Origin of the sequence: Planctellipticum variicoloris, from assembly GCF_030622045.1 — a bacterium.
In the GTDB taxonomy this organism is placed as follows: Bacteria; Planctomycetota; Planctomycetia; order Planctomycetales; family Planctomycetaceae; genus Planctellipticum; species Planctellipticum variicoloris.
In genome coordinates, this window is record NZ_CP130886.1 from 6,612,918 (window position 1) to 6,638,575 (window position 25,658).

The 25,658-nt window shown below is 63.1% G+C and carries 20 protein-coding genes; 10 read left to right on the forward strand and 10 right to left on the reverse strand.

The window, feature by feature from the left end; genetic code table 11:
* Positions 1-8: 8 nt before the first annotated feature.
* From SH412_RS25835 to SH412_RS25870, 8 genes are all read right to left on the reverse strand, one after another.
* The gene (locus tag SH412_RS25835) at positions 9-305 is read right to left on the reverse strand and encodes a hypothetical protein (RefSeq protein ID WP_336520925.1); all 297 of its coding nucleotides are present in this window, start codon (positions 303-305) and stop codon (positions 9-11) included.
* 57 nt (positions 306-362) lie between these two features.
* Positions 363-1,604 carry a quinol:cytochrome C oxidoreductase gene (locus SH412_RS25840; RefSeq protein ID WP_336520926.1) on the reverse strand — a complete coding sequence of 414 codons (1,242 nt, stop codon included), beginning with the start codon at positions 1,602-1,604 and terminating at the stop codon, positions 363-365.
* Between the two features lie 60 nt (positions 1,605-1,664).
* The gene (locus SH412_RS25845) at positions 1,665-3,017 is read right to left on the reverse strand and encodes a quinol:electron acceptor oxidoreductase subunit ActD (protein WP_336520927.1); all 1,353 of its coding nucleotides are present in this window, start codon (positions 3,015-3,017) and stop codon (positions 1,665-1,667) included.
* Between the two features lie 103 nt (positions 3,018-3,120).
* Positions 3,121-4,521 carry an NrfD/PsrC family molybdoenzyme membrane anchor subunit gene (gene nrfD / locus SH412_RS25850; RefSeq protein ID WP_336520928.1) on the reverse strand — a complete coding sequence of 467 codons (1,401 nt, stop codon included), beginning with the start codon at positions 4,519-4,521 and terminating at the stop codon, positions 3,121-3,123.
* Between the two features lie 96 nt (positions 4,522-4,617).
* On the reverse strand, positions 4,618-7,728 hold the full coding sequence (locus tag SH412_RS25855; protein ID WP_336520929.1) for a TAT-variant-translocated molybdopterin oxidoreductase: 3,111 nt from the start codon (positions 7,726-7,728) through the stop codon (positions 4,618-4,620).
* On the reverse strand, positions 7,716-8,396 hold the full coding sequence (locus tag SH412_RS25860) for a cytochrome c3 family protein (protein ID WP_419555760.1): 681 nt from the start codon (positions 8,394-8,396) through the stop codon (positions 7,716-7,718). The genes SH412_RS25855 and SH412_RS25860 overlap by 13 nt, the downstream gene beginning before the upstream one ends.
* 427 nt (positions 8,397-8,823) lie before the next feature.
* Complete coding sequence (locus SH412_RS25865; RefSeq protein WP_336520931.1) at positions 8,824-10,734, reverse strand: DEAD/DEAH box helicase; 1,911 nt, start codon at positions 10,732-10,734, stop codon at positions 8,824-8,826.
* A gap of 59 nt (positions 10,735-10,793) precedes the next feature.
* Positions 10,794-11,327, reverse strand: a complete 534-nt coding sequence (locus SH412_RS25870; RefSeq protein WP_336520932.1) for a hypothetical protein — start codon at positions 11,325-11,327, stop codon at positions 10,794-10,796.
* A gap of 323 nt (positions 11,328-11,650) precedes the next feature.
* Here SH412_RS25870 and SH412_RS25875 point away from each other — a divergent pair, with 323 nt between their 5' ends.
* On the forward strand, positions 11,651-12,589 hold the full coding sequence (locus SH412_RS25875; RefSeq protein ID WP_336520933.1) for a hypothetical protein: 939 nt from the start codon (positions 11,651-11,653) through the stop codon (positions 12,587-12,589).
* 145 nt (positions 12,590-12,734) lie between these two features.
* Here the strand turns inward: SH412_RS25875 and SH412_RS25880 are convergent, their stop codons facing one another.
* Positions 12,735-13,136 carry a 6-pyruvoyl trahydropterin synthase family protein gene (locus SH412_RS25880; RefSeq protein ID WP_336520934.1) on the reverse strand — a complete coding sequence of 134 codons (402 nt, stop codon included), beginning with the start codon at positions 13,134-13,136 and terminating at the stop codon, positions 12,735-12,737.
* Positions 13,137-13,430: 294 nt separating this feature from the next.
* Between SH412_RS25880 and SH412_RS25885 the strand changes: the two genes are divergently transcribed.
* The 5 genes from SH412_RS25885 to SH412_RS25905 all read left to right on the forward strand — a co-directional run bounded on the left by SH412_RS25885 (position 13,431) and on the right by SH412_RS25905 (position 18,981).
* The gene (locus SH412_RS25885; RefSeq protein WP_336520935.1) at positions 13,431-14,159 is read left to right on the forward strand and encodes a response regulator; all 729 of its coding nucleotides are present in this window, start codon (positions 13,431-13,433) and stop codon (positions 14,157-14,159) included.
* A 101-nt stretch (positions 14,160-14,260) separates the two neighbouring features.
* Positions 14,261-15,904, forward strand: a complete 1,644-nt coding sequence (locus tag SH412_RS25890; protein WP_336520936.1) for a hybrid sensor histidine kinase/response regulator — start codon at positions 14,261-14,263, stop codon at positions 15,902-15,904.
* Positions 15,904-16,701: a response regulator gene (locus tag SH412_RS25895; protein ID WP_336520937.1), complete on the forward strand. Its 798-nt coding sequence runs from the start codon at positions 15,904-15,906 to the stop codon at positions 16,699-16,701. The genes SH412_RS25890 and SH412_RS25895 overlap by 1 nt, the downstream gene beginning before the upstream one ends.
* Positions 16,698-17,696: an HDOD domain-containing protein gene (locus SH412_RS25900; protein ID WP_336520938.1), complete on the forward strand. Its 999-nt coding sequence runs from the start codon at positions 16,698-16,700 to the stop codon at positions 17,694-17,696. The genes SH412_RS25895 and SH412_RS25900 overlap by 4 nt, the downstream gene beginning before the upstream one ends.
* A gap of 1 nt (position 17,697) precedes the next feature.
* On the forward strand, positions 17,698-18,981 hold the full coding sequence (locus SH412_RS25905; RefSeq protein ID WP_336520939.1) for a response regulator c-di-GMP phosphodiesterase, NosR family: 1,284 nt from the start codon (positions 17,698-17,700) through the stop codon (positions 18,979-18,981).
* Between the two features lie 138 nt (positions 18,982-19,119).
* On the opposite strand, the gene SH412_RS25910 is transcribed toward SH412_RS25905, so the two are convergent.
* Positions 19,120-20,544: a class II fumarate hydratase gene (locus tag SH412_RS25910; RefSeq protein WP_336520940.1), complete on the reverse strand. Its 1,425-nt coding sequence runs from the start codon at positions 20,542-20,544 to the stop codon at positions 19,120-19,122.
* A gap of 327 nt (positions 20,545-20,871) precedes the next feature.
* Here SH412_RS25910 and SH412_RS25915 point away from each other — a divergent pair, with 327 nt between their 5' ends.
* The 4 genes from SH412_RS25915 to SH412_RS25930 all read left to right on the forward strand — a co-directional run bounded on the left by SH412_RS25915 (position 20,872) and on the right by SH412_RS25930 (position 25,558).
* Positions 20,872-21,543, forward strand: coding sequence for a response regulator transcription factor (locus tag SH412_RS25915; RefSeq protein WP_336520941.1), 672 nt, complete (start codon positions 20,872-20,874; stop codon positions 21,541-21,543).
* Positions 21,524-23,020 carry a sensor histidine kinase gene (locus SH412_RS25920; RefSeq protein WP_336520942.1) on the forward strand — a complete coding sequence of 499 codons (1,497 nt, stop codon included), beginning with the start codon at positions 21,524-21,526 and terminating at the stop codon, positions 23,018-23,020. Before SH412_RS25915 ends, SH412_RS25920 begins: the two co-directional genes overlap by 20 nt.
* 933 nt (positions 23,021-23,953) lie before the next feature.
* Positions 23,954-24,496 (forward strand): GNAT family N-acetyltransferase, encoded by a 543-nt coding sequence (locus tag SH412_RS25925; protein ID WP_336520943.1) that lies wholly within the window; start codon positions 23,954-23,956, stop codon positions 24,494-24,496.
* Between the two features lie 228 nt (positions 24,497-24,724).
* On the forward strand, positions 24,725-25,558 hold the full coding sequence (locus SH412_RS25930; RefSeq protein ID WP_336520944.1) for a hypothetical protein: 834 nt from the start codon (positions 24,725-24,727) through the stop codon (positions 25,556-25,558).
* Positions 25,559-25,658: the final 100 nt, after the last annotated feature.

Below are 25,658 nucleotides of genomic sequence, written 5' to 3' on the forward strand. Positions count from 1 at the left end.
CACCCGGTCTACGGCGCCTTCGCCGACGTTTCCTGCACGACCAGTTCCATCGCCTTGCCAATCGGCAGCGACGTGATCTTCTTTTCGCGGTCGATCCAGCCGTACTCGGCGAGTCTGGCTCGCTGATTGCGTTGAATCACGATCTCCGGGGCGTTTGGGCCGCGGTTGGCGAGCGGTCCCTCGATCGAGTCCCGATATCCGTAGTATAGGGCCTGGAAGAAAAAGACCATTGCTAATGTCAGCATGACCGCGACAAAGCCGATCACGCCGATCACCTGATTGTTCATGTCGTCGTAGCGGGCCATGATCTACTTTCACCGCACGGGACCGTCCGAGGAGGCGGTCTGAGGCGCCAGATGTTTTCAGATGTTATGGAAGGCCAGCGATTCAGCCAGACGCGGATCCTTCAGCGGAATCAGCGGCTTGTCGCCGACAAAGTACAGAATGCCCCCCAGCCAGACGCCCCCCACTCCGACGAGCGCCGCCAGCTCGACGAACGGAATCGGCGGGGACTGGAACTGCCCTTTGTCGATGAAGTTGGGGTAAATCAGCCAGTACAGATCGACCCACTGCATCACCAGCAGCAGCGCCGACCAGAAGACCAGGGTGGAGGCGTTTCGCTTTGCGTATCGCGAAACGAAGCCGACGAACGGGATCGCAAAGTGCCCGAGAATCAGAATGAGTGAGACGTATTGCCAGCCGTGCTCCTGGCGGGCTTTGAACCACACGGTTTCTTCGGGGATGTTCGCGTACCAGATCAGCAGGTACTGCGACATGGCAACGTACGCCCAGAAGCACATGAACCCGAACATCAGCTTGCCGATGTCGTGCAGGTGCTCCACCGTGATCGCGTCCCGTAACAACCCCTGCCGCTGCAGGCCGACCGACAGAATCCCCAGGACCGCCATGAAGGACATGACGCTGCCGGAAAAATAGTAGACGCCGTAAATCGTGCTGAACCAGTGCGGATCCAGCGACATGATCCAGTCGAACGCCGCGAAGGTGATCGTGAGGGCGAAGAGAATCAGCCCGGGGGCGCTGAGGCCCTCCAGCTTGTTCGTCAGCGCCGGGTCGCCGCTCCCGTCCTGCAGCAGCGACATCCCCAGCAGCCGGCGCGAAAGCAGCAGCCAGATCGCAAAGTACCCGACGCAGCGGATCGCGAAGAACGGCGCATTCAAATAGGACGCCTTTCCCGCCAGGAGCGGGTCGCCGGCGACGAGTTGCGCGTCGTTCCAGATGAAGGGAATCGAGCTTCCCATCAGCACGGCGACGACGATCGGCAGGAACAGAACTCCGAGCGGCGCGACGCCGCACGCGATGAATTCCGCGAGCCGGCGAACCACGACGCTCCAGCCGGAGCGGGTCAGATGGTGAATCATGACGAAGAACAGGCCGCCCAGCGAGAGGCTGAGGAAAAACAGCAGACTCAGCAGATAGGCGAGCGTCACCCGGAGCATTCCTCCGGAAACGACGCCCAGCACGACCGCCAGGATCAGTCCGCCCAGCCCGACTGTCAGGCACAGGTTCAGCGGCTTGGAACCCCACCCCGACAGCGTCTGGCTGGAGAAGTCGGCGGGCTCAGCGGTATGGGTCGAGGCGGTCATATCGGATCTCAAAAATCTCGCGGGGTCGGGCAGCTTGCGGCGACTCAGACGTCGCTCGGACTACTCGAACTTCACGTCTTTCAGCTCGGGAAGCACATCGGCCGGAACGTCGGCGGGATCGCCCGTTCGAGTCTTCTGCAAAGCCCGCAGGTACAGCAGAATCGCCCAGCGGTCCTGGACCGTCACCACGTCGCCCATCGCCGACATCTTGCGGACGCCGTGCGTCACGGTATTGAACAGCCGACCGATCGGCTGATTGCGGACGTTCTCAGTGTGGTACGACACCGGCTTGATCCAGGTTCCCTGCTGCAGTTCCATCGCCCGGAGCGTCACGAGGCCGTCTCCGTCGCCCGCGATGCCGTGGCAGACCGAGCAGTAAATGTTGTAGCGCTCTTCGCCCCGTTTGAGCGTTTCCAGGGTCACCGGAATCGGAACGGTCTTGACCCAGGGGAGCGCATCGAGCGGATCGGGTTCTTGAGCGGCCGGCGCCCCGCCTGCCGGGGCAGGCTGCGGCGCGGCAGGCGCCGCCGGCGGAGCGTTCAGCAGCCTTTCAAGCGTACCGTCGTCGTGTTCCAGTCCCTTGAACAGCTTGTCGTCGTCTTCCAGGTCGCCGCGGGCGATCGTTCCGACGACTTCCTGCCGCATCGACCGACCGTCCGCGAAGAACTTGTTGGCTTTCTGGGTTTTGAACTTGGTCTGGAAATCCATGTCCTGGATCCAGTGGACCTTGGGAATCCGCTTTTCCTCCCAGCGATGCTTGGCAATCGCCACCGGCGGAACGACCAGCACGCTGCCGAGCATGATGGCCCCGAAGACGAGCGCTTTGGGAAACTTGGCGTCTGCGGGATCGATGTAGCAGGCTTCGACGTGTCGGGCTCCGATCGACTCGAGCAGTTGCCGGGAGCCTTCGAGCGAAAACTTGGGATCGCGTGCGTCGAGAGAGACGAAGAACCGGTCCGAACTGCTCCGCAGAGTCGAAACAGCCCTGCTGAAAGGGCTCGCAAACCGCGGCAGCCCGTTCAACAGAAACATGACGATCACCGTCGTAAAGCATCCCAGCAGGATGCAGAGTTCGAAGATGATCGGCATCCACGCGGGAATGCTCGCAAACGGCTTACCGCTGATCCAGAACGGGTAGTCGACGGTGTTCATCCACCACTGCATGCCGACCGCGTTGAGCCCGCCGAAGACGGCGGCGCCGAACGTAAACCAGGGGAGCCTGGACATTCGAATGCCCATCGCGTCGTCGATGCCGTGCACCGGAAACGGGCTGTGCGCGTCGAATTTCTGATATCCGGCGTCCCGCACCTTCCGCGCGGCTTCAATCAATTCCCGCGGCGTCTGGAACTCGGCGACCATGGCCGCCAACACGGGCTGCGGAGCCGGAAGATCGGGCTGGTGGTGGTAGTGCATAGGGTCTGTCTTCATCCGCTCGGATGGCCCGGAAATCGTGTCTGAATGTCCAAAAACCGGAGCTTTGCCGCTTGGGGCGACGCCGCTCCGCATCCCGCGGACTTTAGTGCTGCTCGCCCTCGCCCTGCGGATGCGGCATCACGCCCCGAATTTCCGCCATCGCCACGACGGGCAAAAATCGAAGGAAGAGCAGGAACAGCGTGAAAAACAATCCGAAACTGCCGATCAGCGTGCAGATATCGATGGTCGTCGGCATGTAGTACGCCCAGCTCGACGGGAGAAAGTCGCGGTGCAGCGACGTCACCACGATGACGAATCGTTCGAACCACATGCCGATGTTGACGAAGATCGAAACGATAAACATCAGCCAGGGGGTGGTCCGGAACTTCTTGAACCAGAAGAGCTGCGGGCTGAGCACGTTGCACGAGACCATCGTCCAGTACGCCCACCAGTACGGGCCGAACGCCCGGTTGATGAACGCGAACTGCTCGTATCGACTTCCGCTGTACCACGCAATGAAGAACTCCATCGCATACGAGTAACCGACGATCGTTCCCGTCGCCAGAATGATCTTGCACATGTTTTCCAGGTGCCGCGGCGTAATCAGATCCTTCAACCCGAACAGCTCCCGCGAGGGAACCATCAGCGTCAGCACCATTCCGAAGCCGCTGAAAATGGCTCCCGCCACGAAGTAGGGCGGGAAGATCGTGGTGTGCCAGCCGGGCAACTGAGATGTGGCGAAGTCGAAGCTCACGATGGTATGGACCGACAGCACCAGGGGCGTCGACATGGCGGCCAGCAGCAGGTACGCCCGTTCGTAGCGGTGCCAGGCGCGGGCGGAGCCGTTCCAGCCCAGGCTCAGAATTCCATAGGCGAAGTACTTCCACTTATTCGTGGCCCGGTCGCGGAACGTGGCGAAGTCGGGAACCATGCCCATGTACCAGAAGATCGCCGAAACGCTGGCATACGTCGAAATCGCAAACACGTCCCACATCAGCGGGCTGCGAAAGTTCTGCCAGACCCAGTTCTGAGTCGGCAGCGGCGCCGTGTACCAGATGACCCAGATTCGACCGACGTGAATCGCCGGAAACATGCCGGCGCAGATCACGGCGAAAATCGTCATCGCTTCCGAGGCGCGGTTGATGCTCGTCCGCCAGTTCTGGCGGAACAGAAACAGCACCGCCGAAATCAACGTCCCCGCGTGAGCGATACCGACCCAGAACACGAAGTTGACGATGTCGAACGCCCAGAAGACGGGGTTCATATTACCCCAGACCCCGATGCCGGTCGCCAGCAGATACGCCACCACCACGCCCAGCATCGCCGTCAACGACGACGAGATCGCCAGCGCAACGTACCACGCGAGCGGCATCCGCGGAGCTTCGGCAATCCGGCAGACCGTGTCGGTGACCGACGCGTAATCCTGTCCGCCCAGGACCAGCGGTGCGCGCTGGCCCGGCGTTTCGATCGAGTTGTCGACCAGTGAGGCGGTGACAGTGGCCATAAGCGTCGTACTTCGCTCAGCCGCACCAGGCGGCGTCAGTCGTGTGGTCTTTCCCGGCGGCCCGACAGGCCGCCCCTCCGATTTCGCGGACCCGTTTCAGGCCTTGTGGTCGTCTTTGTGCTCAGCGTCTTTGTGACCGTCGTCGTGATTCTTTTCGTGTCCGTGACCGTGTCCGTGGTCGGCCAGCTTCGGGGCCAGCGACGGATGCGGATTGCGGATGCGGGCCAGGTACTTGGTTCGCGGCTTGATGTTCAGTTCGGAGAGCATGGCGTAGGCCCGCGGATTCTCGTGGGCGACCGCGACGCGGTTCTCCTTGACCATCAGATCCCCGAATTCGATGGCGTTGGCGGGGCAGGCGTCCTGGCACGCGGTCCGGATCTCGCCGTCGACCAGCGGACGATTGTTTTCGCGCTTCGCGACGATCTTGCCGTTCTGGATCCGCTGCACGCAGTAGGTGCACTTTTCCATGACGCCGCGTTCGCGGACGGTAACCTCGGGATTGAGAACCATCTGCTGCAGTTCGGTGTTGGCCTTGTCGTACTCTTTATTGAAGTCGAAGAAGTTGAACCGCCGGACTTTCACCGGGCAGTTGTTGGCGCAGTACCGCGTGCCGATGCAGCGGTTGTACGCCATGTCGTTGAGCCCTTCGGGGCTGTGGACGGTGGCCGCGACCGGACAGACCTGTTCGCAGGGGGCGTTCTCGCACTGCTGACAGGGGAGCGGCTGCGTGATCATCTGGGGGTTGTCGAAGCTGTCCGGATCGCGGGGGTCCGCACTGAAGTACCGGTCGACCCGGATCCAATGCATCTCGCGATTGCGGCCGACCTGCTCCTTGCCGACGATCGGCACGTTGTTTTCCGACTGGCAGGCCACCATGCAGGCGTTGCAGCCGACGCACTTCGAAAGGTCGATCGACATGCCCCAGGCATGGCCTTCCGACGATCGTTCCGTCCAGAGCGATTCGAGCGGCGGATGGTGGACCTTGTGCTCGGCGAAGTGCGGCTCTTGCTTGTACTCTTCGAGCGTTCCTTCGCGGGCGAGCAGGCCGATCCGGCCGAACGTTTCGGCCAGACCCGCCAGATCGATCGCATGGTGATCCTGCGTCGTCGAAATCGGGTAGGTTTTTCCCGTCTTCGTGAGCTTCGCACCGACGGCGTGATCGGGAGCGGTCGTCGTCCGGAGCGCGTAGGCGTTGCAGCCGACGGAGCCGACCTTCTCGTAGGCGAGGCCGCCGACATGGCCGGCGTGCGTCCGGCCGTAGCCGAGCGCCAGTCCGACGACGTTCTGGGCGGTCCCCGGCACGATGAACACCGGCGCGGTGATCTTCAATCCGCCGACCGCGACTTCCACCAGGTCGCTGATTTTCAGCCCCAGCTTCTCGGCCGTCTTCGGGCTGATCAACGCGGCATTATCCCAGACCATCTTGGTGACGATGTCGGGGGTTTCCTGGAGCCAGGCATTGTTGCCAAAGCGGCCGTCGTAGACGCTGGCGTCAGTCTGGAAGATGACGGTCAGATCGGTCGAATCCGCCGCGCTCCCTTTGAAATCGAGTTCGAGGTCCGGTTTGAGCTGCACGCGGATGGAGGCGAGCCCCGAGTCCGGCAGGAAGCCGTCGTGAACCAGCTTGTTCCAGGCCTTCTCGGCGCGGTCCTTGGGGAGGACGTCTGCGAGGGCGGCCTTGACCAGGGTCTGTCCGTCGCGATCGTCCCCGAGGATTGTCGCCAGCAGTTCGAGATCCGACTTGCCGTCGAAGAGGGGGTCGATCATCGGCTGGGCGAGCGTGACGGTACCGTCGAAAGAACGGCCGTCGCTCCAGGCTTCAAAGGCGTGAGCCCGGTTGACGTGCCACTTGCAGGCGTGTGACGTTTCGTCGTCGAATTCGCTGAGATGAATGCTGTTGGCGACCTTGGCCAGGGCGTCGCCGAACTTCACGTCCGCGGGGGCGTTGTAGACCGGATTGCCGCCGAGGATGATCAGCGTTTCCACCGATCCGGCTGCCATTTCCGCGGCCAGGTCTTTGATGGCTGCGAGCTGGCCGCCCGCCTGCGTTTCCGGAGCGGCGAGGACGGCGTGGCCGAGGTTCTCGAGTTTCAGATTCAGGCGGTGCGCCAGGGCGTGGACGGCGGCGGGCTGCCGGGAGCCGACGACGACTGCGGACTTACCCTTGGCTTCGACGAGGTCGGAGGCGACGGCGGCCAGGAACTTGCCGTCATACTTCTCGCCGGCGGCGGCGGGCTCCTTGCCGGCCAGGTGGGCGTCGACGCGTTCTTCGACGGCGGCCAGGAACGGGCCGATGTTGTTTGGCGTCAGGGGCAGGCGGTGATCGGCGTTGGCGCCGGTCGTCGAGTAGAGACTCTCGACGACGTACATGCGGTTCATGCCGCCGTCGGCCTTGGGTTCGCGGCGTGCGGCCCACTGGCGGATGTTAACGAGCTTTGAGCCGTGATCGCCGAACAGGTCGGCGTCGAGGCTGAGAATGACGTCGGCCTTGGAGAGATCGAGCAACGTCCGGACGGGTTTGCCGAACGCGAGTTCCGAGCCGGCGATGTCGTTGTCGCGGTTGATCGGGTCGAAGTCGATCCAGCGGGCCTGCGGCAGCTTTTCGAGCAGCTTGGCCTTCAGCATGGCCAGGGTCTGCGAGGAGCTGGCTTCCGACAGGACGCGCAGGCCTTTGCCCTGCGATGTGCCTGCCGCCTCGACGAGCTTGCCAAGGGCGAACTTGAATTCGTCCCAGGACTTTTCGACCGGTTCTTTGCCGGTCCGGTCGAGGATGTGGCGGCTGCGGTCCGGGTCGTACATCTGGAGCACGAGGGCCTGCGACCAGACATCGGTGCCGCCGAGGCTCTGCGGATGCTGCGGATTGCCATCGACTTTGATCGGTCGACCGTCGTAGTCGGTGACGACCAGACCGCGGGAGACGCCGGCGACCTGGTAGGACGTCGCGTACTTCTGCGGCACGCCGGGGATGCGGTTTTTGGGCCGCACGGCGAAGGTGACTTCGTGATCGGCCTGCCAGCGGCAGCCGGCGGCGCCTCCCAGCGACAGGGCGGCGCCCATGAGCTGGATCCAGCGTCGGCGCGAGAATCCCGACGGAAATTCCGAGGCGGCGACCGGGAACTCCCGATGCAGCATCTCGCGGAATTCCGGAGTGTCCTGCAGCTCTTCGAGACTGCGCCAGTATTTTTTCGATTCGGTTACCGATGGCATGTCGAACAATTCACCTTCGGGTCGATGTGATGCTCGGTCCGCAGCGCCTTGCCGAGGTCCGCGGGATCTTCGTCGGGCTTCCAGTCGAGCTGGGTCACCAGTTCGCGCGGACGGAGGTTTGGATCGGGATTGCGATGGCATTCGAGGCACCAGAACATGCTCAGCGGAGCAACCTGGCGGACTTCTTCCATCTGATCGATGCGGCCGTGGCAACTGACGCAGCTCACGCCGCGGGCGACGTGAACGCTGTGGTCGAAGTAGGCGTAATCCGGGAGGTCATGGACCTTGGCCCACGAAATGGCTTTGCCGGTCGTGAGGCTTTCCCGCACGAGAGACAGCTTGGGGCTGGCCGTGTGGATCGCGGTCTTGACCTGGACGCCGTCGACGGGGCCGCTGTGGCACTTGCCGCAAGTGGCGGTCGGGGGGACTGCGGCGTTGCCCGCGACCTCGACGGTGTTGTGGCAGAATCGGCAGTCGATCTTGAGCTTGCCCGCGTGAATGGCGTGGCTGTAGGGCACGGGCTGCTTCGGCATGTAGCCGACGTCGAGCGTGCCCGGTGCATCGCCGACGTAAATCGCGCCACCGACATAGAGTGCGAGAAACACGACTCCTGCGCCAGCGATGGGCAGAAGACGGTCGACCCAGGTCGGGAATTGGAACCGTCTCATATTGGACTCAAATCATTCGCCGCGAAGTGCAGCCCCTGGAGCCAGAACGGCTCCCCGGGGCGCGGAGCCTGAGGAAACCGAGGGACGTCAACCGCGGCAGTCTAGAGTTCTGCTAACAACACAGCAACGCCCACTGCGACCTTCTGCGAGGATTTCCCACTCTCGATAAATTCCAACTCGCAGAGGACTTCCGCGGCTTGCGAACCCGTCAGTCTCGACCGGATTGAGGCGGTGAAACTCGCAGTGAAGCGCCGGCGCGACCCGTGGGTTCGGCAATCATGAAACCCTTTGGGCCGGAATCTGCCCGGGACCGACATAGCCGGAACGGTTTCTCAATAATGAGAGACGGACGGCGGGGCTGGTCTCGATTCCGCGACCCCGCGAGCTCCGCATGTTGCCCGTTTCTTTGCTGAAGTGAACGGGCGTGCTAGGCGGCATCAGGGGGCTTCGGCCCGATGCTCCGCGGTCCTTTCGGGCTGCGGGCCTTCAGGTCGAACAGGCCGAAAATCTCAGACGCGTTGAGGCTCAGAGAGGCGTTGGTATTGTCGCCCTCTCCGAGAATTGTTCGGAACAGCTCCCGCTTTTCGTTCAGCACGCGGTCGATCCGCTCCTCAATCGTGCCGGTCGAAATGAACCGCGTCACGATGACCTGGCTCTTGCAGCCGATCCGGTGCGCCCGGTTGATCGCCTGGTCCTCGATCGCCGGATTCCACCAGCGGTCGAACAGGAACACGTAGCCGGCGAACTGCAGGTTCAGCCCGACGGCTCCGGTGCCGTAGCTCATCAGAATCAAGTGCGAATCGGGATCCTCCTTGAATTTCTTCAGCACGGGTTCGCGCTTCTTCGTCGGCACGCCGCCGTGATAGATCAGCGCCCCATACTGCTTCGTATGCTCGTACAGCCAGTCCAGGCAGCGCGTCCACTGGCTGAAGAGGATCGCTTTTCCTCCGCTCGCGGCGATTTCCTCCATATCCGCCTGCAACCGGTCCAGCTTCGCCGATTCCCCGGTCAGCGGGTCCCAGTTCGTAATCTGTTTCAGCCGCAGCACCAGTTCGAACACATGTTGCACGGAGATCTGGTCTCCCAGCTCGTTCAGGTGCACGATGCCGTCTTTTTCGGCCATGTCGTAGGCAATCTGCTGGGCCGGGCTGAGCTCCAGCAGGGCGTCCCGGTCGAGCCGGGGGGGCATGTCCTTCATGACCAGGTCTTTGGTCCGCCGCAGCACGAATTCCTTCGACAGCGCCTGAAGCTGCCGCAGATCGGGACTGGCGCCCGGCGGAACGATCTCCATGAACTCGTAGAGCGCCCCCATTTCTTCGGGGCGATTCTCAATCGGCGTCCCCGTGAGAGCCCAGCTTCGCTTGCGGGGGAGGGCGCGGGCGGTGACGGCCGTCCGCGATTCGCGGTTCTTGATCCGCTGCGCTTCGTCCAAGACCACCAGATCAAAGCTGGGAAACTCGCCCTCCGGAAACGAGGCGAAGTCGCGAACCATGGCCTCGTAGTTGGCGATCAACACCGGGACCCCCTGCATCGTCCAGGTCATGCGCCTTCGCTCGGTGTCCCCTTCCACCACCACGAACGGCAATTCCTCCGCCCACGTCTGAAACTCCCGCTGCCAGTTCGGCAACAGCGGCTTCGGGCAGATCAGCAGCACCCGGCGGACCTGGCCGCTGCGGATCAGCAGCCGGATCGCCGTGATGGTCTGCATCGTCTTGCCGAGCCCCATCTCGTCCGCCAGCAAGGCCGCATCCCGCGAAAACAGCCAGCCGATCCCCTCGTATTGATAGGGAAAGGGCTCGAACGGCATGATCAGTTCCTGGCCCGCCAGCCAGGTCTGCAGCGGCGGCTGCAACACGTAGAACAACCGGTCCTCCAGCGAAATCGCGCTGGCTGGCGGCTTGATCCGCGTGACCTGTTTCTTCGGCGCCTCGACCCCGGTCTCCTCCTCGACGGTCGGGAGGTCCGCTTTGGGAGGCTCCAGCGAACGGAGCTCTTCGTCGGGTTTCTTCTCAGACTTCGGCGGGAGGAAGGCGGTCCCTTCGGCAAACGTCAATCCAAAAGTCACAACGCGCGGGCGAGTCGGCTTCCAGGAGGGGCCGAGGGTCACTCCTTTGGGGAGCGCGATCAGCGTGGTCTCGATTCGGGGCGCCCGTTGCAAAGCGCTGTTGAGGCCTGCCGCGTAGATGTCGCAGTTCAGCCCCAGCTCCAGCCGCTGAACGCCGGGGGTTCCCTGCGCCGTTTCATCGGCAAACTGCCCCGCCGGAATGTGGGGGCCGCGCAGCACTCCCTCGTTGGCGCTGCCGGTAATTCGCGTCGAGTCGGTCGTTTCCGGCTGCATGGGGGCCTTCCTGAATTCCCAATCGATCGCACGATCCGTGTGCGACGTTTCCAGACAAATCAACGGGCGGCCGTCGCTGCCTTGATTGTCTCCGTCAGCGCTTCGCGGACCCGGTCAAACGGCTCCTTCAGATCCGCCGACGACGGAATCTGAGCCGCCTGCCGCTCGATTTCGGTCCGGTCTTCATCGTGTCCGCCGTGGAACGTCAGCAACTGGTTCCCGAGTTTGAGGCGTTTCGGCCCGGATTCCCCGGACTTCGCCATTGGCAGATCCGACAAACTCGCCACGGGAACGGACACATAGTCCCGCAGATCGAGCAGGTCGTCGTGTTCCGTCAGGACGAGATGGGGTTTCACGCCGGCTTTTTCGACCAGCGTCCGGCCGATCAGCTCCCCGAGCACGAACGGCTTCAGGGTTGGCCCGTAGAGAATCTGCTGCGTCCGGTTGGGTTTGACCGGCGCGGTGCACTGGAACTCCAGCGGCCGGCCGAAGCGGTTGGTGATCAGCAGTCCGCCCACGTAGCCCCGTTCCGGATCCTCAATGGCCGTCAGAAATCCCAACCGGAATTGCTCTTGCGATCCGCTGGCTGCCATCCACTCCGACCCCTGTTGGAAAAACGGACCCTGGCCCGCTTCTGAGGGATCGGAAGACTCGCCAAGCGGACTTGAGAGGGACTCACACGATCGCACCAGTCGTACTTATCTCGTTCTGAATTCAAGAGTTCAGCATTTTGAGCAACTTCCGGAGATCTCTCGGAGAACTCCGCTTTGCGGCACGCCGGTTGCGTTCCGAAGGAGGAACGTCGGCAGAAAATTCAACCTCCTTCCAGGAATCGGACGAACCCTGACCGCCGAACTCCGTGTAACATGATGCGTCACCTGGGGCCGTGAATTGGATGACTGGTCGGGAGCTGGCAATGAGTCGGAGGATTCTCCTGCGAACGGTCGCAAACTGGTCCTGCGCGGGCCTGCTGCTTTTCGGAGGCTGCGGCCAGCCAACTCCCACCCCGACGGCGCCACAGGCAGAATCCGCCGGTGAGCAGGCGGCGCCTGCCGCCGAACCGGTCGCGGCCGCCGACGACAATGTTCCTCCTCCCTCCCGTCGACATGCGGCCCCGGTCAAGCTCAATCTGACGTCGGCGGGCGGCGAAGCGTCGGCTGATCCTGTGGACGAGGCGGCCCGCGTTGATTCGGTCATGGCGGCCTTGCGACCGCTGCAGATTCTGCTGGGCCGCTGGAACGGGACGTCGCGGAAAGCGGTGCTCGATCAGCCGGAGTGGGTCTGGGATCTGACGACAGATCGGCGGCAGCCTGCGCTGGTTCTCACGTCAGACAAGGGAATCTACATCCACGAAGGCCGACTGACGTTTCTGACCGCCTCGCAGGAATACGAGTTTTCGGTCAAGGATGGCGAGGGAAATCGCCGGGTTTATCGCGGCGTCTTCTCCAGACCCGTCCAGGACGTTCCGGGGGACGACCAGAAACCGCAACGGACCTATAAGCTCCTGCTCACAGAAGTCGTCCCGCAGGACGCCCCCGAACAGTGGCAGCTTGCGATCGGCCAGCAGGAGAATAATCGCTACATCGTCGAAGTCGACCGCAAACGGGGGAGCGGGCGATTTCAACGCGTCGACACCGTCAATACCCAGCGGGAAGGGACGTCCTTCGCGATCAGCGATACGGACTACGGCGACAAAACCTGCCTGATTTCCCAGGGGCTCGGGACGATTTCCGTCTCCTATGCCGGCAAGAGCTACTGGGTCTGCTGCACCGGCTGCAAAGCCGCCTTCGAGGAGGATCCGAAAAAGTGGGTCGCCAAGTGGGAAGAGATGCAGAAGAAGATGAAGCCTGACTGAGAGCCCCCGAGGCCGTTGATTCATCGGACGGAGAACCGATTTTCCGTCCGAGCTCGATGGGGGCCGGGAGCATCGAACTGCAGGCCTCCAGAAGCGCAGCCCGGTCTGTCGGTCAACGCGTCACTCGCCGCGATCACCCTCGTCGTCAGCCTGAGTACGACGCGCAGTTTTTCGAAGTTTCCCACAGCGTGACCTCGACGATCGGGTACCCGCGCGACTTGCAGTAGTCGAAAATCATCCGGGCGATGTTCTCCGTCGTCGGATGATGCGGGATCGGACAGACCGGTTCGTTCTGCGTCCGCAGAAACGCGACGAGCGGATCGCTCTCGTGCAGGATCATCCGGTGATCGAGCGTTTCGTCGATCCAGCCGTTGACGTCCTTTTTGAGCACCGTGAAATCGACCAGCATCCCGTTCGAATCGAGCTGGTCGCCGCGCATGGCGAGCTGAAGCCGGCCGTTGTGCCCGTGGGGGTACCGGCACTTGCCGTCGTAATTCAACAGCCGGTGACCGTAGCAGAATTCCAGTTCGACGGTGATGGCGTACATCGGCAGATCCCGGGCTCGCAGTGTATCGTCTCGGCTCAGGCGAATTGTAGACCTCACGGTCGGCACGGCCAATCCCGAGCCGGCCCTGCGCCGGCAACTTGGGGTCACGCCGCCAGTTTCGATTGGGAGGGTTGTGGCGGACGCGCCCGGCCGAATGTCCCGCCGATGTCACGAAAGTCACAAAAACGGCGTCGTTCCCGACGCGACGGTTTGACGAGTTCTCGCTTCGACCTACCGTTCACCAGGGGGATGAACATACTTCATCATTCCCGGCGCTCCAGTCGATTCGAACGCATGCCGGTTCCGCGCGGGTTCGCCTCGCCCGCCCCGGATCGGAATTCGGATCTGGCCGACGTTGCCGGTGGCAGCGAGGAGTCTACGTTGACGCCGCTCGAAGAAACTCTCACCGCGCGCGAAATTGCCGAGCACTGCAAGGTGCATTTTCGAACGGTTCTGCGCTGGATTCAGCGCGGCGAGCTGGAAGCCCACCAGATCCCCGGGCGCGGGGACAATCGAGTTCTGGTGACGGATTTTCTGGAGTTCCTGCTTCGGCACGAGCTCCCGGTCCCGCACGAGTTCTCGGCCCTCGGCTCGCGCGTGCTGATTGTGGAAGACTGCCCGAAAGTCGCCGGCGCCATGCGACGCGTTCTCGAGCGGCAGGGTCTGGAGGTCGAAGTCGCCTCTGACGGTTTCCGCGCCGGCATCCTGCTGGGAACCTTCCGGCCCGCAGTCGTCACTCTGGACCTGCACCTGCCCGGTACGAGCGGCCTCGGAGTCCTGGAGTTCCTTAAGGACTCGCCCCGTTTCCGGAGCACACGCGTGCTTGTGGCGTCGGGCGAGGGAGAGTCCGCCATCGACCGCGCGTTGCAGTCCGGGGCGGATGACTTTCTGAGCAAACCATTCCTCAACTCAACCCTGATCGAGAAAGTCCGCAGACTTCTTCCGCAGATCGGCGATGACGCGGGGGATCGGCAAAGATCTCGAGACCGGAACGCTTCCCGCGAGTTCCCCGCCAAAACATAACGAATCATCGGATTCCGCCCCGCTCTTGCGGGCGTCGACACACGGGTTCTGCTGCGGGCCTCCCCGGCGTGTCGACGCCCTGCATTTTCGAAAGGCCGTCGATGACTGCACTGGCTCCCGTGTCGGCGACGGTGGAGCGCGTCGCGTCGCCGCGGATGGACTCCATCCTGCTCATCGAGGACAGCCGAGCGCAGCGACAGGCCATGCGACAGAGTCTGTCGATCCTGCCGGTGCGAGTCCTGACTGCGAGCAACGGGGCCGAGGCCGAGCGGATCCTGCAGTCGGAGGCCGTGACCCTCGTGCTCGTCGATTACGAGCTGCCGGACATTTCGGCGGGAGAGCTTGTCGATCGTCTTCAGGCCGACCGGATTCTTCCCCCCTTCGTCGTCATTACGGCCCGCGGCAGCGAGCAGGTCGCCGTTTCCATGATGAAGCGCGGGGCCGTCGACTATCTGATCAAGGACGGGGCCATCTGCGAAATGCTCCCGACGCTGGTGGAGCGGCTCCTCAAGCGATTGAAGGTCGACCGAATTCTTAAAGAGGCCGAGGATTCCGTCCGCCGTTCGCAGCAGCGGATGCGGCAGATCGTCGACTCGAACCCGGACGCGTTCGTTTCGATCCTGGTCGACGGCACCGTGATGGAATGGAATCGCTCTGCGGAGAGCATGTTCGGACTTCCCCGCGACCATGCCCTCGGCAGCAATGTTCTCGACACGATCGTTCCTCCCCAGCATCGCGACGCGTGCGGCGAACTGATGCAGCAGTTCCGTCGGAATCCGGAAGGATTTCCCCATCAGCGCCGGCTGCAGACCGCCGTCATCGATCACGAAGGACGGCCGATCCCCGTGGAAGTCTGTCTGACGGCCGTGGAATCCGAAAACGTCTGGCTGATCAACGCCTTCATCCGCGATGTGTCCAAGCGGCTGGAGCTGGAGACTCAGCTTGTCCAGTCGGAGAAAATGGCATCGCTCGGCCAGCTTGCCGCGGGCGTGGCCCATGAGATCAACAATCCCATCGCCTACGTACTCAGCAACCTCGGCACGCTGCAGGAATACGTCGAAGTCTTTCAGTCCGTGATCCGGGGGTACCAGGCGACGGCAGAGGCCGCCGTCGCCGGCGATCGGGAGGAAGTCGCCCGCAGCGTCGCGAGAATCCGCGATTTCCAGAGCCGCGAACGCTACGACGAGATTCTGGCCGACATCGGCGAGCTTTTCGACGACTCCGGAGAAGGTCTGCTGCGCGTCAAGGACATCGTGCAGAACCTGAAGAGTTTCGTCCGGCTCGACGAGGCCGAAGTCAAAGAGGCGGACTTGAACGAGAGCCTGCAGACGACCTTGAAAGTCGTCGCCAACGAGCTGCGTTACAAGTGCGACGTCAAGCTGAAACTTGGCGAGATCCCCCGGCTCCGCTGTTACGCCGGTCAGCTCAATCAGGTCTTCATGAATCTGCTGATGAATGCTGCGCAGGCGATCGGCGACCATGGCGAAGTGACGATTTCCACATGGTCCAATGACGACGACATCTGCGTCTCCGTGAACGATACCGGGAAAGGCATTCCGCCGGAAAACCTGTCGAAGCTCTTTACCCCGTTCTTTACGACAAAACCTGTCGGGGCCGGGACCGGCCTGGGGCTGTCGATTTCTTACGGAATTGTCCAGAAGCACGGCGGGCGCATCGAAGTCGCCAGCGAGGTTGGCAGAGGGACAACCTTTACCGTGATCCTGCCGCGAAAGGGGGTGGCCTGATGACCGTCCCCACCATTCTTTGCGTGGACGACGAGGTCAACGTCCTGCGCGCCATTCGGCGGCTGCTGCGCAAGGAGGACTATCAGGTGCTGACGGCCTCGAGCGGCGAGGAAGGCCTCGAACTCCTCCAGACCTGCGCTCCGGAAGTCATCATCTCCGATCAGCGGATGCCGGGGATGTCCGGCACGGAGTTCCTCGAACGGGTCAAGCAACTCCATCCCGACAGCATTCGCGTTGTGCTTTCCGGGTATGCGGACGCCGCGACCATCCTCGAATCGATCAACCACGGCCACATTTTCCGCTTTCTCACAAAGCCCTGGGATGACGAAGTCCTTCGCGACGGCGTCCGCGACTGCCTCCGCCAGTTCGACATCGCCAGGCAGAACAGCCGGCTGACCGAGCAGATCGCGGTCAAGAATTCGCAGCTCGAACGGCTCAATCTGCGGCTCGCCGAAGTCGTCGAAGAGCGAACCCGCTCCCTGCAGCTCGCTCAGGAAGTCCTTTCCCGAATTCCGATGCCGGTGATCGGGGTCGGCTCGGACGGCGTGGTGGCGCTGCGAAACGACGCCGTGACCGATGCGCCGGCTCCCTGGAATCACATCTTTCCCGGCGAAGACCTCGTGCAATCTCTGCCGGCCGAGCTGGCGACGGCCGCCCGCAGTTGCATCCTGGGAGAGATTGAATTTCAGTCGCTCGAAACGCCGGCGGACGGCGCCGACGCTCACGTCTTTCTCCAGCGGCTCTCTTCGGACGGGCAGACTCGCGGCTGTCTGATTATTCTCGGAGGGAGTCGATGATGATCGAACTTCGCGAACGTCGACTTGGAGAGGACATTGAGCGGGCGCTTCACAGCCTCCGCCCGCTGCCGCGCGTCGCCCGCGAGCTGCTGACGATTTCCAGCACCTGCGACATTCCCCTGCAGCGGATCGTCGATCTCATCGAGTACGATCCGGTCCTCGCCGCCCGCATCGTCCGGCTGGCCAACTCGACATTCTTCGGCCTCCGTCGACGGGTGTCGACGATCAAGGACGCGGTGATCGTTCTCGGCATTCAGGGGGTCCGCAATCTGGCCGTCGGAGTGGCACTGCTTCCCGATCCCGATGCGAACGAGGTCTTCGGACTGAAGCTGTCCGCCGCGAGCGGTCTGAACTACTACGCCTTTCTCGATCACACTCTGGCGGTCGCCATCACCGCGCGCCGCATCGCGACGATCCTCGACCCCGCCAACGCCGACGAAGCGTTTCTCGCGGGTCTGATTCACGACCTCGGAAAGCCGTTCCTGGCGGCGATCGATGCCGAAACGTATTGTCAGGTGCTGTCGGCCGCCGCGGAACGGCATTGCGACCCGGCGGTGCTGGAACGGGAGACGTTCGGTTGCGATCACGGCGAGATCGCCGGCCGGCTCTGCGAGCTCTGGGGCCTACCGCCTTCGCTGACCCGCGTGGTGCGGATGCACCACGAACCGGGACAGAACGGGCCGATCGACCTGGCGCTGGCGGGAGCCAATGTCCTGGCGCAACTGCTGGAAATCGGGGCGAGCGGCAATACCTGCCTGGACGCGGCGGCGTTGCGAGCGCTGCTGCGATCGTCGCTGACGCTCGAACAGCTCAACGATCTGGCTTCGAACCTGCCGGCTGAAGTTGCGGAGGCCTGCCACGTTTACGGGAGCTGCGGCTCCGCGTTTCGTCCGCCGCTCGAGTCCGACGAGATTCGCAGCCGTCTTGAGAGACTGGGCGAATCCGACCGCTCGACGCCTCAGGCATCGGCAACCGCGCTTCGTGAGGAGCAATGAGATGCCTTGCAACCGCGTGATGCTGATCGACGACGAACCGGGCGTGCTTCGGGCTCTCGAACGCGTTCTTCGTCGCGAACCCGTCGAAGTGACGTCGACCTCGTCGCCTGCCGAGCTTCTCCGGGCGATCCAGGCGCAGGAGTACGCGGTGATCATTTCCGACCAGCGAATGCCCGAGATTTCGGGAACGGAACTGCTGGAGCAGACGCGGTCCATTGCGCCCGATGCCGTGCGCATCACATTGACCGGGTATGCCGACAAGGACGCGGCGATCGACGCCATCAATCGCGGCTCGGTCTCCCGATTTCTCACCAAGCCCTGGGAGGACGACGTCCTGCGTCGCGAGATCAACGACGCCGTCGCCAGCTACAATCTCCGCGCCGAGAACCGTCGGCTGCAGGAGCTGACGCAGCGCCAGAACGCGGAGCTGCGGGAACTGAATGAGAATCTCGAAGCCCGCGTGGCCGGACGGACGGCTGAGATCACCCGACTGAATCAGGACCTGCGCCGAGGCTTTGCGGCGTCGATCTTCGTCATCGCTCAACTCGGCGAGATGCACAGTCCCGTGGTGGGCAGCCACAGCAAACGGGTCGCCCGCCTGGCTCAGGCGCTGGCCGAAGAGCTGGGCCTGAGCCGCGAGGAGGTCTTTACGATTTATGCGGCCGCGCTGCTGCACGATATCGGGATGACGGCCCTGCCAGCCGAACTGGTTTCGCGAGACTTCGCCGCCTTGAATCAGGCCGAGCGGGAGATGCTCAAGCGGCATGTCGTCGAAGGGGAGCGGATCACCGGCATGGTTCCCAATCTGAGCGACGCCGCGCCGCTGGTCCGCGGTCATCACGAGCGCTGGGACGGCGCCGGCTATCCGGACCGTCTCGCGGGGAGTCAGATACCGCTGGGCGCGCGCATCATCGCCGTCTGCGATGCGTACGACCACGCGCTCAACAGCCGGACGCGGTTTGCGCAGTCTTCGCCTGCGTCGGCGCTGGCTGAAGTGGTTCTCCACGGCGGCGAACAGTTCGATCCGCGTCTGGTTGAGGCCCTAGAGGCGCATCTGAAGGACGAACTGGACGCGCCGGAGCCGGCGGAGGTCGGTTTGCGCGACCTCCGGGCGGGAATGGTGCTTGCGGGACACGTCGCGACGACACGCGGCCTGTTGCTGCTGAAATCCGGCACCGAGCTGACCGAAGACCATCTGCATAAGCTTCGGACGTTTCGTCACAGCGATCCGATCGCCGAACCGATTGCGGTCCTGCGAGCGGCGGCCGAACCGATTGCCGTCTGACGCAGCCGACGAGAACGCCTGCCTTGCTGGGCAGGCGCTCGACCGGGGTTTCGCGAAGACGTTCCAGCCGCCGACAACTCGGCGTGTTGAGCGAATCCCGACAGTCCGTCGGCTTCTACGAGGTTCGAAGCCCGCCTCCTATGCCTGCGGTTCGGTCATGCTCCAGGGATCGAGCGCTTTCGCCAGTTCGTCGTCCGGAAGAATGTTCTGTTCCCGGCACAGTTCGCGGATGGTCTTACCCGTCTTGAAAGCTTCTTTGGCGAGGGCGGCGGCCTTTTCGTAACCGATGTACGGGTTCAGGCTGGTCACCATCGCCAGACTCTGCTCGACCGAGGCCTCGCAGGCTTCCGGGTTTGCTTCCATCTCGCGGGCGCACAGGTCGACGAAGGCCTGCGTCCCCTGGGCCAGCAGCGCCACGCTTTCGAGCGAGGCGTGCCCCATCACCGGCATCATGATGTTAAGCTGGAACTGTCCCCCCGTTGCACCGCTGAAGGAGACCGTCTGGTCGTTCCCCATCACGCGCGCCGCCACCTGCATCAGACTCTCGCACATCACCGGGTTCACTTTCCCGGGCATGATCGAGCTCCCGGGCTGCCGGTCCGGCAGCTTGATTTCGAAGAATCCGCAGCGCGGCCCGGACGACAGCCAGCGGATGTTGTTCGCCACGTTGAACAGCGTCACGGCGATCGTCCGCAACTGCCCGTGGCATTCCACCAGCCCGTCCCGCTGGGCGTTCCCTTCGAAGTGGTTCTCGGCTTCGAAAAACCCCAACTGCGTTTCGTCCGCCAGGGCTTTGCAGACCCGTCCCGCAAACTCCGGATGCGTATTGATTCCCGACCCCACGGCCGTTCCGCCCACCGGCAATTCCAGCACCGGCTTGAGCGCTTTGTGGGCGCGGTCGACCGACAGCTCAAGCTGACGTGCGAAGCCCCCGAACTCCTGCCCGAGCCGGAGCGGCGTAGCGTCGGCCAGATGCGTCCGGCCGATCTTGATGATCTTGTCCCAGGCCAGGGCCTTCTCCCGCAGCACGTCGCGGAAGGATTCGAGGGCCGGAATCAGCCGGCTCTGAATCGACATCGCGACGGCGACATGAATCGCCGTCGGGAACGTGTCGTTCGTACTCTGCCCCATGTTGACGTGATCGTTGGGGTGAATCGGCTTTTTGTCCTGAAAGCGGTCTCCGCCGGCCAACTCGATCGCCCGGTTCGAGATCACTTCGTTGCAGTTCATATTGCTGCTGGTGCCCGACCCCGTCTGAAAGACGTCGATCGGAAACTCGCCGTCGAACTTTCCGCCGGCGACTTCCCGGGCGGCTTCGAGCATCTGCGCGACCTGGGCGTCGTTGAGCGGGTTCTTGCCGGTCCCGGTCAGTTTTCCCAGGTCCCGGTTGGCGACGCCGCAGGCCCATTTCACGAGCCCCATCGCCCGAATCAGCTCCGGTCGCAACGCCCAGCCGGAGACGGGAAAGTTTTCGACGGCCCGTTGCGTCTGGGCGCCGTAGTAGGCGCCGGCGGGAACCTGAACCTGGCCCATTGAATCGTGTTCGGTGCGAAACTCGGTCATGGAAAATTCTCTTCTTGCGGCAGCCATGCAGAAAGACGATCGGGGAACGTCCCGATTCTAACTGCCGCACCCGCGGACCGGAACGGTGCGGAGAGGCCGGTCGCGGAGGAATCGACTCCACGCCGGCCGCTCGCGTTGATGACCGCGGCATCCGACAAACTGCGGACCGGTCTGGGCGCCGCTGCCGCGCGGTCCCCGTCCGAGAACCTTGCGAAGAAGCGAGGCGAGCGGGGCAGACGAGCCGCTCGGGGGTACTACACTGGTAACGGGTTGTGCTACACTTCTTGTCAGGTTGTGGAGGAACTGATCCTGGACGGGAAACCACAGATGCAGGTCCTGATCATCGAAGACGACGCGGTGACCGGCCGGGCGCTCGTCAAAGGCTTTACCGAAGCCGGGCACCGGGCCGAGTGGGTTCAGGACGGCCAGGCCGGTTCTGAATCCGCGCGCTCGCAGCAGTTCGACGCCATCATCCTGGACCAGATGCTGCCGAAGAAGAACGGGCTGGAAGTCCTTAAGGAGATCCGCGGCCAGGGAGTCCTCTGCCCGGTCATTCTCGTCACGGCCCTGGGTTCGGTCGAGGAGCGTGTTGGAGGCCTGAACACCGGCGCCGACGACTACATCGTCAAGCCCTTCGAGTTCGCAGAGATCTTGGCTCGTCTGCACGCGGTCACTCGCCGGACCAGCGTCCGCCCCGCGGCGATCGTCTCCGTCGGCGACCTCACGCTGGACCTGACCACGCGACGAGTGACGCGCGGCGGCGTCGACGTCGATTTGACGCCGATCGAGTTCAGCCTCCTTGAGCTGATGATGCGTTATGCCGGCCAGGTTGTGACCCGCAAGATGCTCTGCGAGCATGTCTGGGGCTTCAACTGGGACGGCACCACCAATGTGATCGAAGTCCACATCAACCGGCTCCGCAACAAGCTCGACCGCGGACGCGACGTCTCGTTCATCAAGACAGTGCGGGGTCGCGGATATGCCCTACCGGCCGCCTGACCAATCCTGGTTTGTCGTCTTCCGCACGCTCCGATCCCGGCTGGTTTTCTGGAACACGCTGGTTGTGCTGATCGCCGTGGTGGTCGCGCTCTACGGCGTACGCGAAGGGCTCCGGTTTTACCTCACGAACGAGATTGAAAGCGTCCTCAACGAAGAAGCCAAAGTTGCGCTGCTGGCGATCGAGGCCGTCTATCCGGACGAGGCGCAGACCATCGTCCAGTTGCAGCGGATCGCCGACGGCCACAAAGCAAGCGACTGGCACATCCGCTGGCTCGACGTCAAACGCAGCCGGACGATCTGGGCCAGCGACAATGCGGCCGAATCCCCTCTCCCGCAACTGCTGCGGGCGGGTCCCGACTACACGGTCTGGACCTCCGAGTCGATGATGTCGGTCGAGCGCAAGCTTAAGAGCTCGAAGCTGCCGGAGTACTATCTGCGCGTCGGCACGCCCCTGACGTTCGTCACCAAGGACGTCGAACGGCTGACGGCAGTTCTGGCCCCGGTCGGACTGATGATTCTGCTCCTGGCGCCCATGGGCGGATTCCTGCTCGCCGAACGGGCCATCGATCCGCTGCAGAACCTGATCCGCCTCACCGAGAGACTCCGGCCCAGTCGAATGGACGAGCGGATTCCGCTCCGCGGCGTCGGCGACGAGCTCGATCAACTGGCCTACAAAATCAATCAGTTCCTGGACCAGATCGCCGAATACATCCGACGAAATCGCGACTTTCTCGCCAACGCGGCTCACGAATTGAGGTCGCCGCTGACGGCGATCATGAGCTCCGTCGAAGTCACGCTCCAGAAGTCGCGCAGCCCGGAAGAGTACGAGGAGTTGCTGTATTCGATCGATGACGAGTGTCGGCATCTGTCGCTCCTCGTCAACCAGTTGCTGCAGCTCGCCGAAAGCGAAGCGGGAGTCTCTCAGCTCGGAAAAACGCCGGTCCTGCTGAACGAAATCGTCGAGCGAACCGTCGAAATGTTCGGCCCGGTCGCCGAGGAACGGGGAGTCTCCCTGGTGTCGCAATGCGACTCGAACGTGACCGCCTGGGGCGAAGAACGCCAATTGCGACAGCTCGTGACGAACCTGGTCGATAACGCGATCAAATTCACGTCCGCGGGGGGAACGGTGACCGTGAGGCTCCGTTCGCTGATCGAAGATCTCGCTGAATTGCAGGTGCAGGACACCGGCGCCGGAATTCCCGCCGACGATGTCCCCCGTATTTTCGAACGATTTTATCAGGTCGATCGCGCGCGGCGGCGCGGGCCGGAGCAGCGCGGCAATGGACTGGGATTGAGTATCTGCAACGCGATTATCCAGAATCACTCCGGAACCGTCAAAGTCGCCAGCCGGCTCGGCGAAGGGACCACGATTACAGTGATCCTGCCCGAAACTCCTCCGTCGGAGCGCGAGGGGGCGCCGATGGTCGCCGTGTCGTCGACGGCAGCGAACGCCGATCAACGGCTTCCCAGCGGGTAGAGCGCTTTGGCCGTGCGAAGGTAGACCCGGCCGTCCGCCGCAACGGGGGAGGCATAATGGTTCCCGTTCGCTTCGAGTCGGCGCTGCTTCGTCGGCTTACCGGTGGCCGCGCTCAGACATGAGGCGATTCCGCCGTCCTTGACCGTGAAGACCAGTCCGTCGACATGCCGCGGCGAAGCGCAGAACGGAACGAGTTTCGCCTGCTGCCAGCGAACGTGCGTCTCGGTCGCTTCCCCTCCGGGACTCGGGCGGATCGAGAGAACCAGATTGCGGCCGCTTCCGGCCAGACTGCGGAAGTGCTCGTATTCTTCCCGCGTGATCGCACCGTCCTTGTTGCGATCGATCTGAGTAAACCGCTGCTCGATCGCGCCCGACTCCAGTTCGCTTTCCCAGTTCGCTTTCTTCGAAGCCGCCGTTCTGATTCTTGTCGGACGTCCCGATGATCTCCTCGAACGGGAGGATCACCAGCGGGTCGCCTCCCACGTCCCCGCCGGCCGCCCCGCCGGCGACATACAGGCAGCCGTCATCGCCGCCCGACGGCGTCATGCAGACTGTTCGCGAGATCCTCCGGACCGTCCAGCGTTCTTTCCCGGTGGCCAGGTCGTAGCCGCCGACGCTCCGAGTCTGTGATCCTTTCCCCCCAACCGTCACGGAGCCGCCCCCCTCCCGCCAGCGGGCAATGACCGGCGTGTCCCCTTTCCTCGGAGCGAACTGGCCCTGTCCTTTCCCCCGCTGGGCCTCCTCGTCCCGCACCGGCGTTGAAACCGGGGGACGCCGTGAACAGACTGAGGGCGGGGCGCGGGCTGATTCCTGCCGCCCGTTGTCGCGCCCTCCGAAGAATCGTGCCAAGCGAACTGCGGAAAAAATCACAGGCTCGGAGCGTCTGAAGAGTGCGTTCCCAGGCGGAGCCTGGGAACGAGGGAATTGCGGGGGTTGTCGTTTGATGGGATCGGCATGAAGACGCTCGATGCTGACGGGCTCATTCTGGAGCCGCAGGTTGCGGCGCATGCGGCGGAGATGTTCGCCGTCCTTTCCGATCCGGCGCTTTACGAGTACGAGCTGGAGCCGCCGGCGTCGGAGGAGTGGCTGCGGGCGCGATTTTTGAGGCTCGAATCCCGGCGGTCGCCCGATGGGCGGGAGCGCTGGCTGAACTGGGTGATCCGACTCGCCGGGGGACCTTCCATTGGCTACGTGCAGGCCACGGTCCGCGACGATGGCAGCGCCGGCATCGCCTATGCGCTGTCGAGTTCCTGCTGGGGAAAGGGCTTCGCCGGGCGGGCGGTCGAGGCGATGATTCAGGAACTGGTCGGCGAGTATGGCGTGCAGATGTTCTGGGCCGTCTTGAAGGAAGAGAACGTGCGTTCGCGGGGATTGCTGGAGCGTCTGGGATTCGCGCCGGTTCCGACAGACGCCTGGCCCGGTGGGAGCGTCGAATCGGGCGAGCTGCTGATGAGCCGTCGGATTGGCGCGTCGTAACGGCCGCCCTGCCCACGACTCCACATCCAGCACCTCGCTCAGCAACTGCTGCTGAGCACACAGAATCGCCCGGTACAGCTCCTCGGCTGTTACCGTCCCCGCAGAAGTCTGCGTCGAACGACTCCTCGGCTGAGGCAGGACGTCGGAGCGACGCGCGCCCCTTGACCTGCGTCCATTGGTCTGGTGGTATGTGCTGGAATTGTCAGAATTCTCAGCAGGAGTCTCTCAATGGCTGATCGACACTCACCCATCAAGTCCGACCTGTTGCTGTCTTCACGTTTCGAGAACCCCCGCACACGTACTCTCGTACGAAGCATCGCGGTCGGCGCTTTGCTCGGGAGCATTTTCACGCTTGGACAGGCGGACTTGACCGCGGCGCCGCCTGAGAAAAAGGCCGAGCAGAAGGACGACGACAAGTCGGAGCGACCTGACATCAAGCTGACCAAGCGATGGACCAACTTGGTCGTGTTCGACGGCAAAGCGACCGGCGAAGGACCGATTCCGGAGAAAATGCCGGTCTGGAACTTTCCGAAGGGCTACTCGTTCACATGTCCGAAGATCGACGCGCATCACCCCGGAGACTTCAACACCGACGGGGAGTTCATCGTGCGGGGCGGGTATCTCCGTCGCGAATTCGGGAATACCGCCCTCCTGCACCTGCCTCCGGCCCAAGACTTTGACCTGGAGGGAATTGTCAGCCTGGAGGGGGCTGGCGGCTGGCTGATGCTCGTCGGCTGGGACATCGAATCGAAGTCGGGCTACATGATCTACGACACGAAACTCCGCGTCAGCGGATCGTTCTGGTATGTCGTCGAAATCGTTGGCGGCCAATTTGACGCGAACAGCGTCCGGAGGTTGGCGACAAAAGACGCTTCAGGCGAAGGCCCATTGCGAGTCCGCGTGAAGGACAAGACAATTTCCTTGCAGGCGGCAGGAGCCTACGTCTTCAGAGACGAAGCGATGCCGAACTACTCGGAAGGGCACGTGGCGATCGGGACGTTCTCACCGCAGTACGGCGCTCAGAACATCGGGATCAAGTCGCTGCGGATGAAGTTAAACTGACCGCGGCGGCCCGCTGCGCCTCTTCTGATTCCGCACGAAACCACGTTGAAAGGTCCTGCCCCACGCTCTGTTGGGCTGGTCGCGAAACGAGAGAGTTCAA

Bases quoted from the DNA above. Each gene is read 5' to 3' on its own strand.
- SH412_RS25865 (WP_336520931.1), bottom strand. From the start codon at position 10,734: ATGCAGCCGGAAACGACCGACTCGACGCGAATTACCGGCAGCGCCAAC.
- SH412_RS25875 (WP_336520933.1), top strand. From the start codon at position 11,651: ATGAGTCGGAGGATTCTCCTGCGAACGGTCGCAAACTGGTCCTGCGCG.
- SH412_RS25840 (WP_336520926.1), bottom strand. From the start codon at position 1,604: ATGACCGCCTCGACCCATACCGCTGAGCCCGCCGACTTCTCCAGCCAG.
- SH412_RS25905 (WP_336520939.1), top strand. From the start codon at position 17,698: ATGCCTTGCAACCGCGTGATGCTGATCGACGACGAACCGGGCGTGCTT.
- SH412_RS25870 (WP_336520932.1), bottom strand. From the start codon at position 11,327: ATGGCAGCCAGCGGATCGCAAGAGCAATTCCGGTTGGGATTTCTGACG.
- SH412_RS25890 (WP_336520936.1), top strand. From the start codon at position 14,261: ATGACTGCACTGGCTCCCGTGTCGGCGACGGTGGAGCGCGTCGCGTCG.
- SH412_RS25900 (WP_336520938.1), top strand. From the start codon at position 16,698: ATGATGATCGAACTTCGCGAACGTCGACTTGGAGAGGACATTGAGCGG.
- SH412_RS25895 (WP_336520937.1), top strand. From the start codon at position 15,904: ATGACCGTCCCCACCATTCTTTGCGTGGACGACGAGGTCAACGTCCTG.
- SH412_RS25880 (WP_336520934.1), bottom strand. From the start codon at position 13,136: ATGTACGCCATCACCGTCGAACTGGAATTCTGCTACGGTCACCGGCTG.
- SH412_RS25855 (WP_336520929.1), bottom strand. From the start codon at position 7,728: ATGCCATCGGTAACCGAATCGAAAAAATACTGGCGCAGTCTCGAAGAG.
- SH412_RS25920 (WP_336520942.1), top strand. From the start codon at position 21,524: ATGCCCTACCGGCCGCCTGACCAATCCTGGTTTGTCGTCTTCCGCACG.
- SH412_RS25835 (WP_336520925.1), bottom strand. From the start codon at position 305: ATGGCCCGCTACGACGACATGAACAATCAGGTGATCGGCGTGATCGGC.
- SH412_RS25910 (WP_336520940.1), bottom strand. From the start codon at position 20,544: ATGACCGAGTTTCGCACCGAACACGATTCAATGGGCCAGGTTCAGGTT.
- nrfD (WP_336520928.1), bottom strand. From the start codon at position 4,521: ATGGCCACTGTCACCGCCTCACTGGTCGACAACTCGATCGAAACGCCG.
- SH412_RS25930 (WP_336520944.1), top strand. From the start codon at position 24,725: ATGGCTGATCGACACTCACCCATCAAGTCCGACCTGTTGCTGTCTTCA.
- SH412_RS25885 (WP_336520935.1), top strand. From the start codon at position 13,431: ATGCCGGTTCCGCGCGGGTTCGCCTCGCCCGCCCCGGATCGGAATTCG.
- SH412_RS25845 (WP_336520927.1), bottom strand. From the start codon at position 3,017: ATGCACTACCACCACCAGCCCGATCTTCCGGCTCCGCAGCCCGTGTTG.
- SH412_RS25915 (WP_336520941.1), top strand. From the start codon at position 20,872: ATGCAGGTCCTGATCATCGAAGACGACGCGGTGACCGGCCGGGCGCTC.
- SH412_RS25860 (WP_419555760.1), bottom strand. From the start codon at position 8,396: ATGAGACGGTTCCAATTCCCGACCTGGGTCGACCGTCTTCTGCCCATC.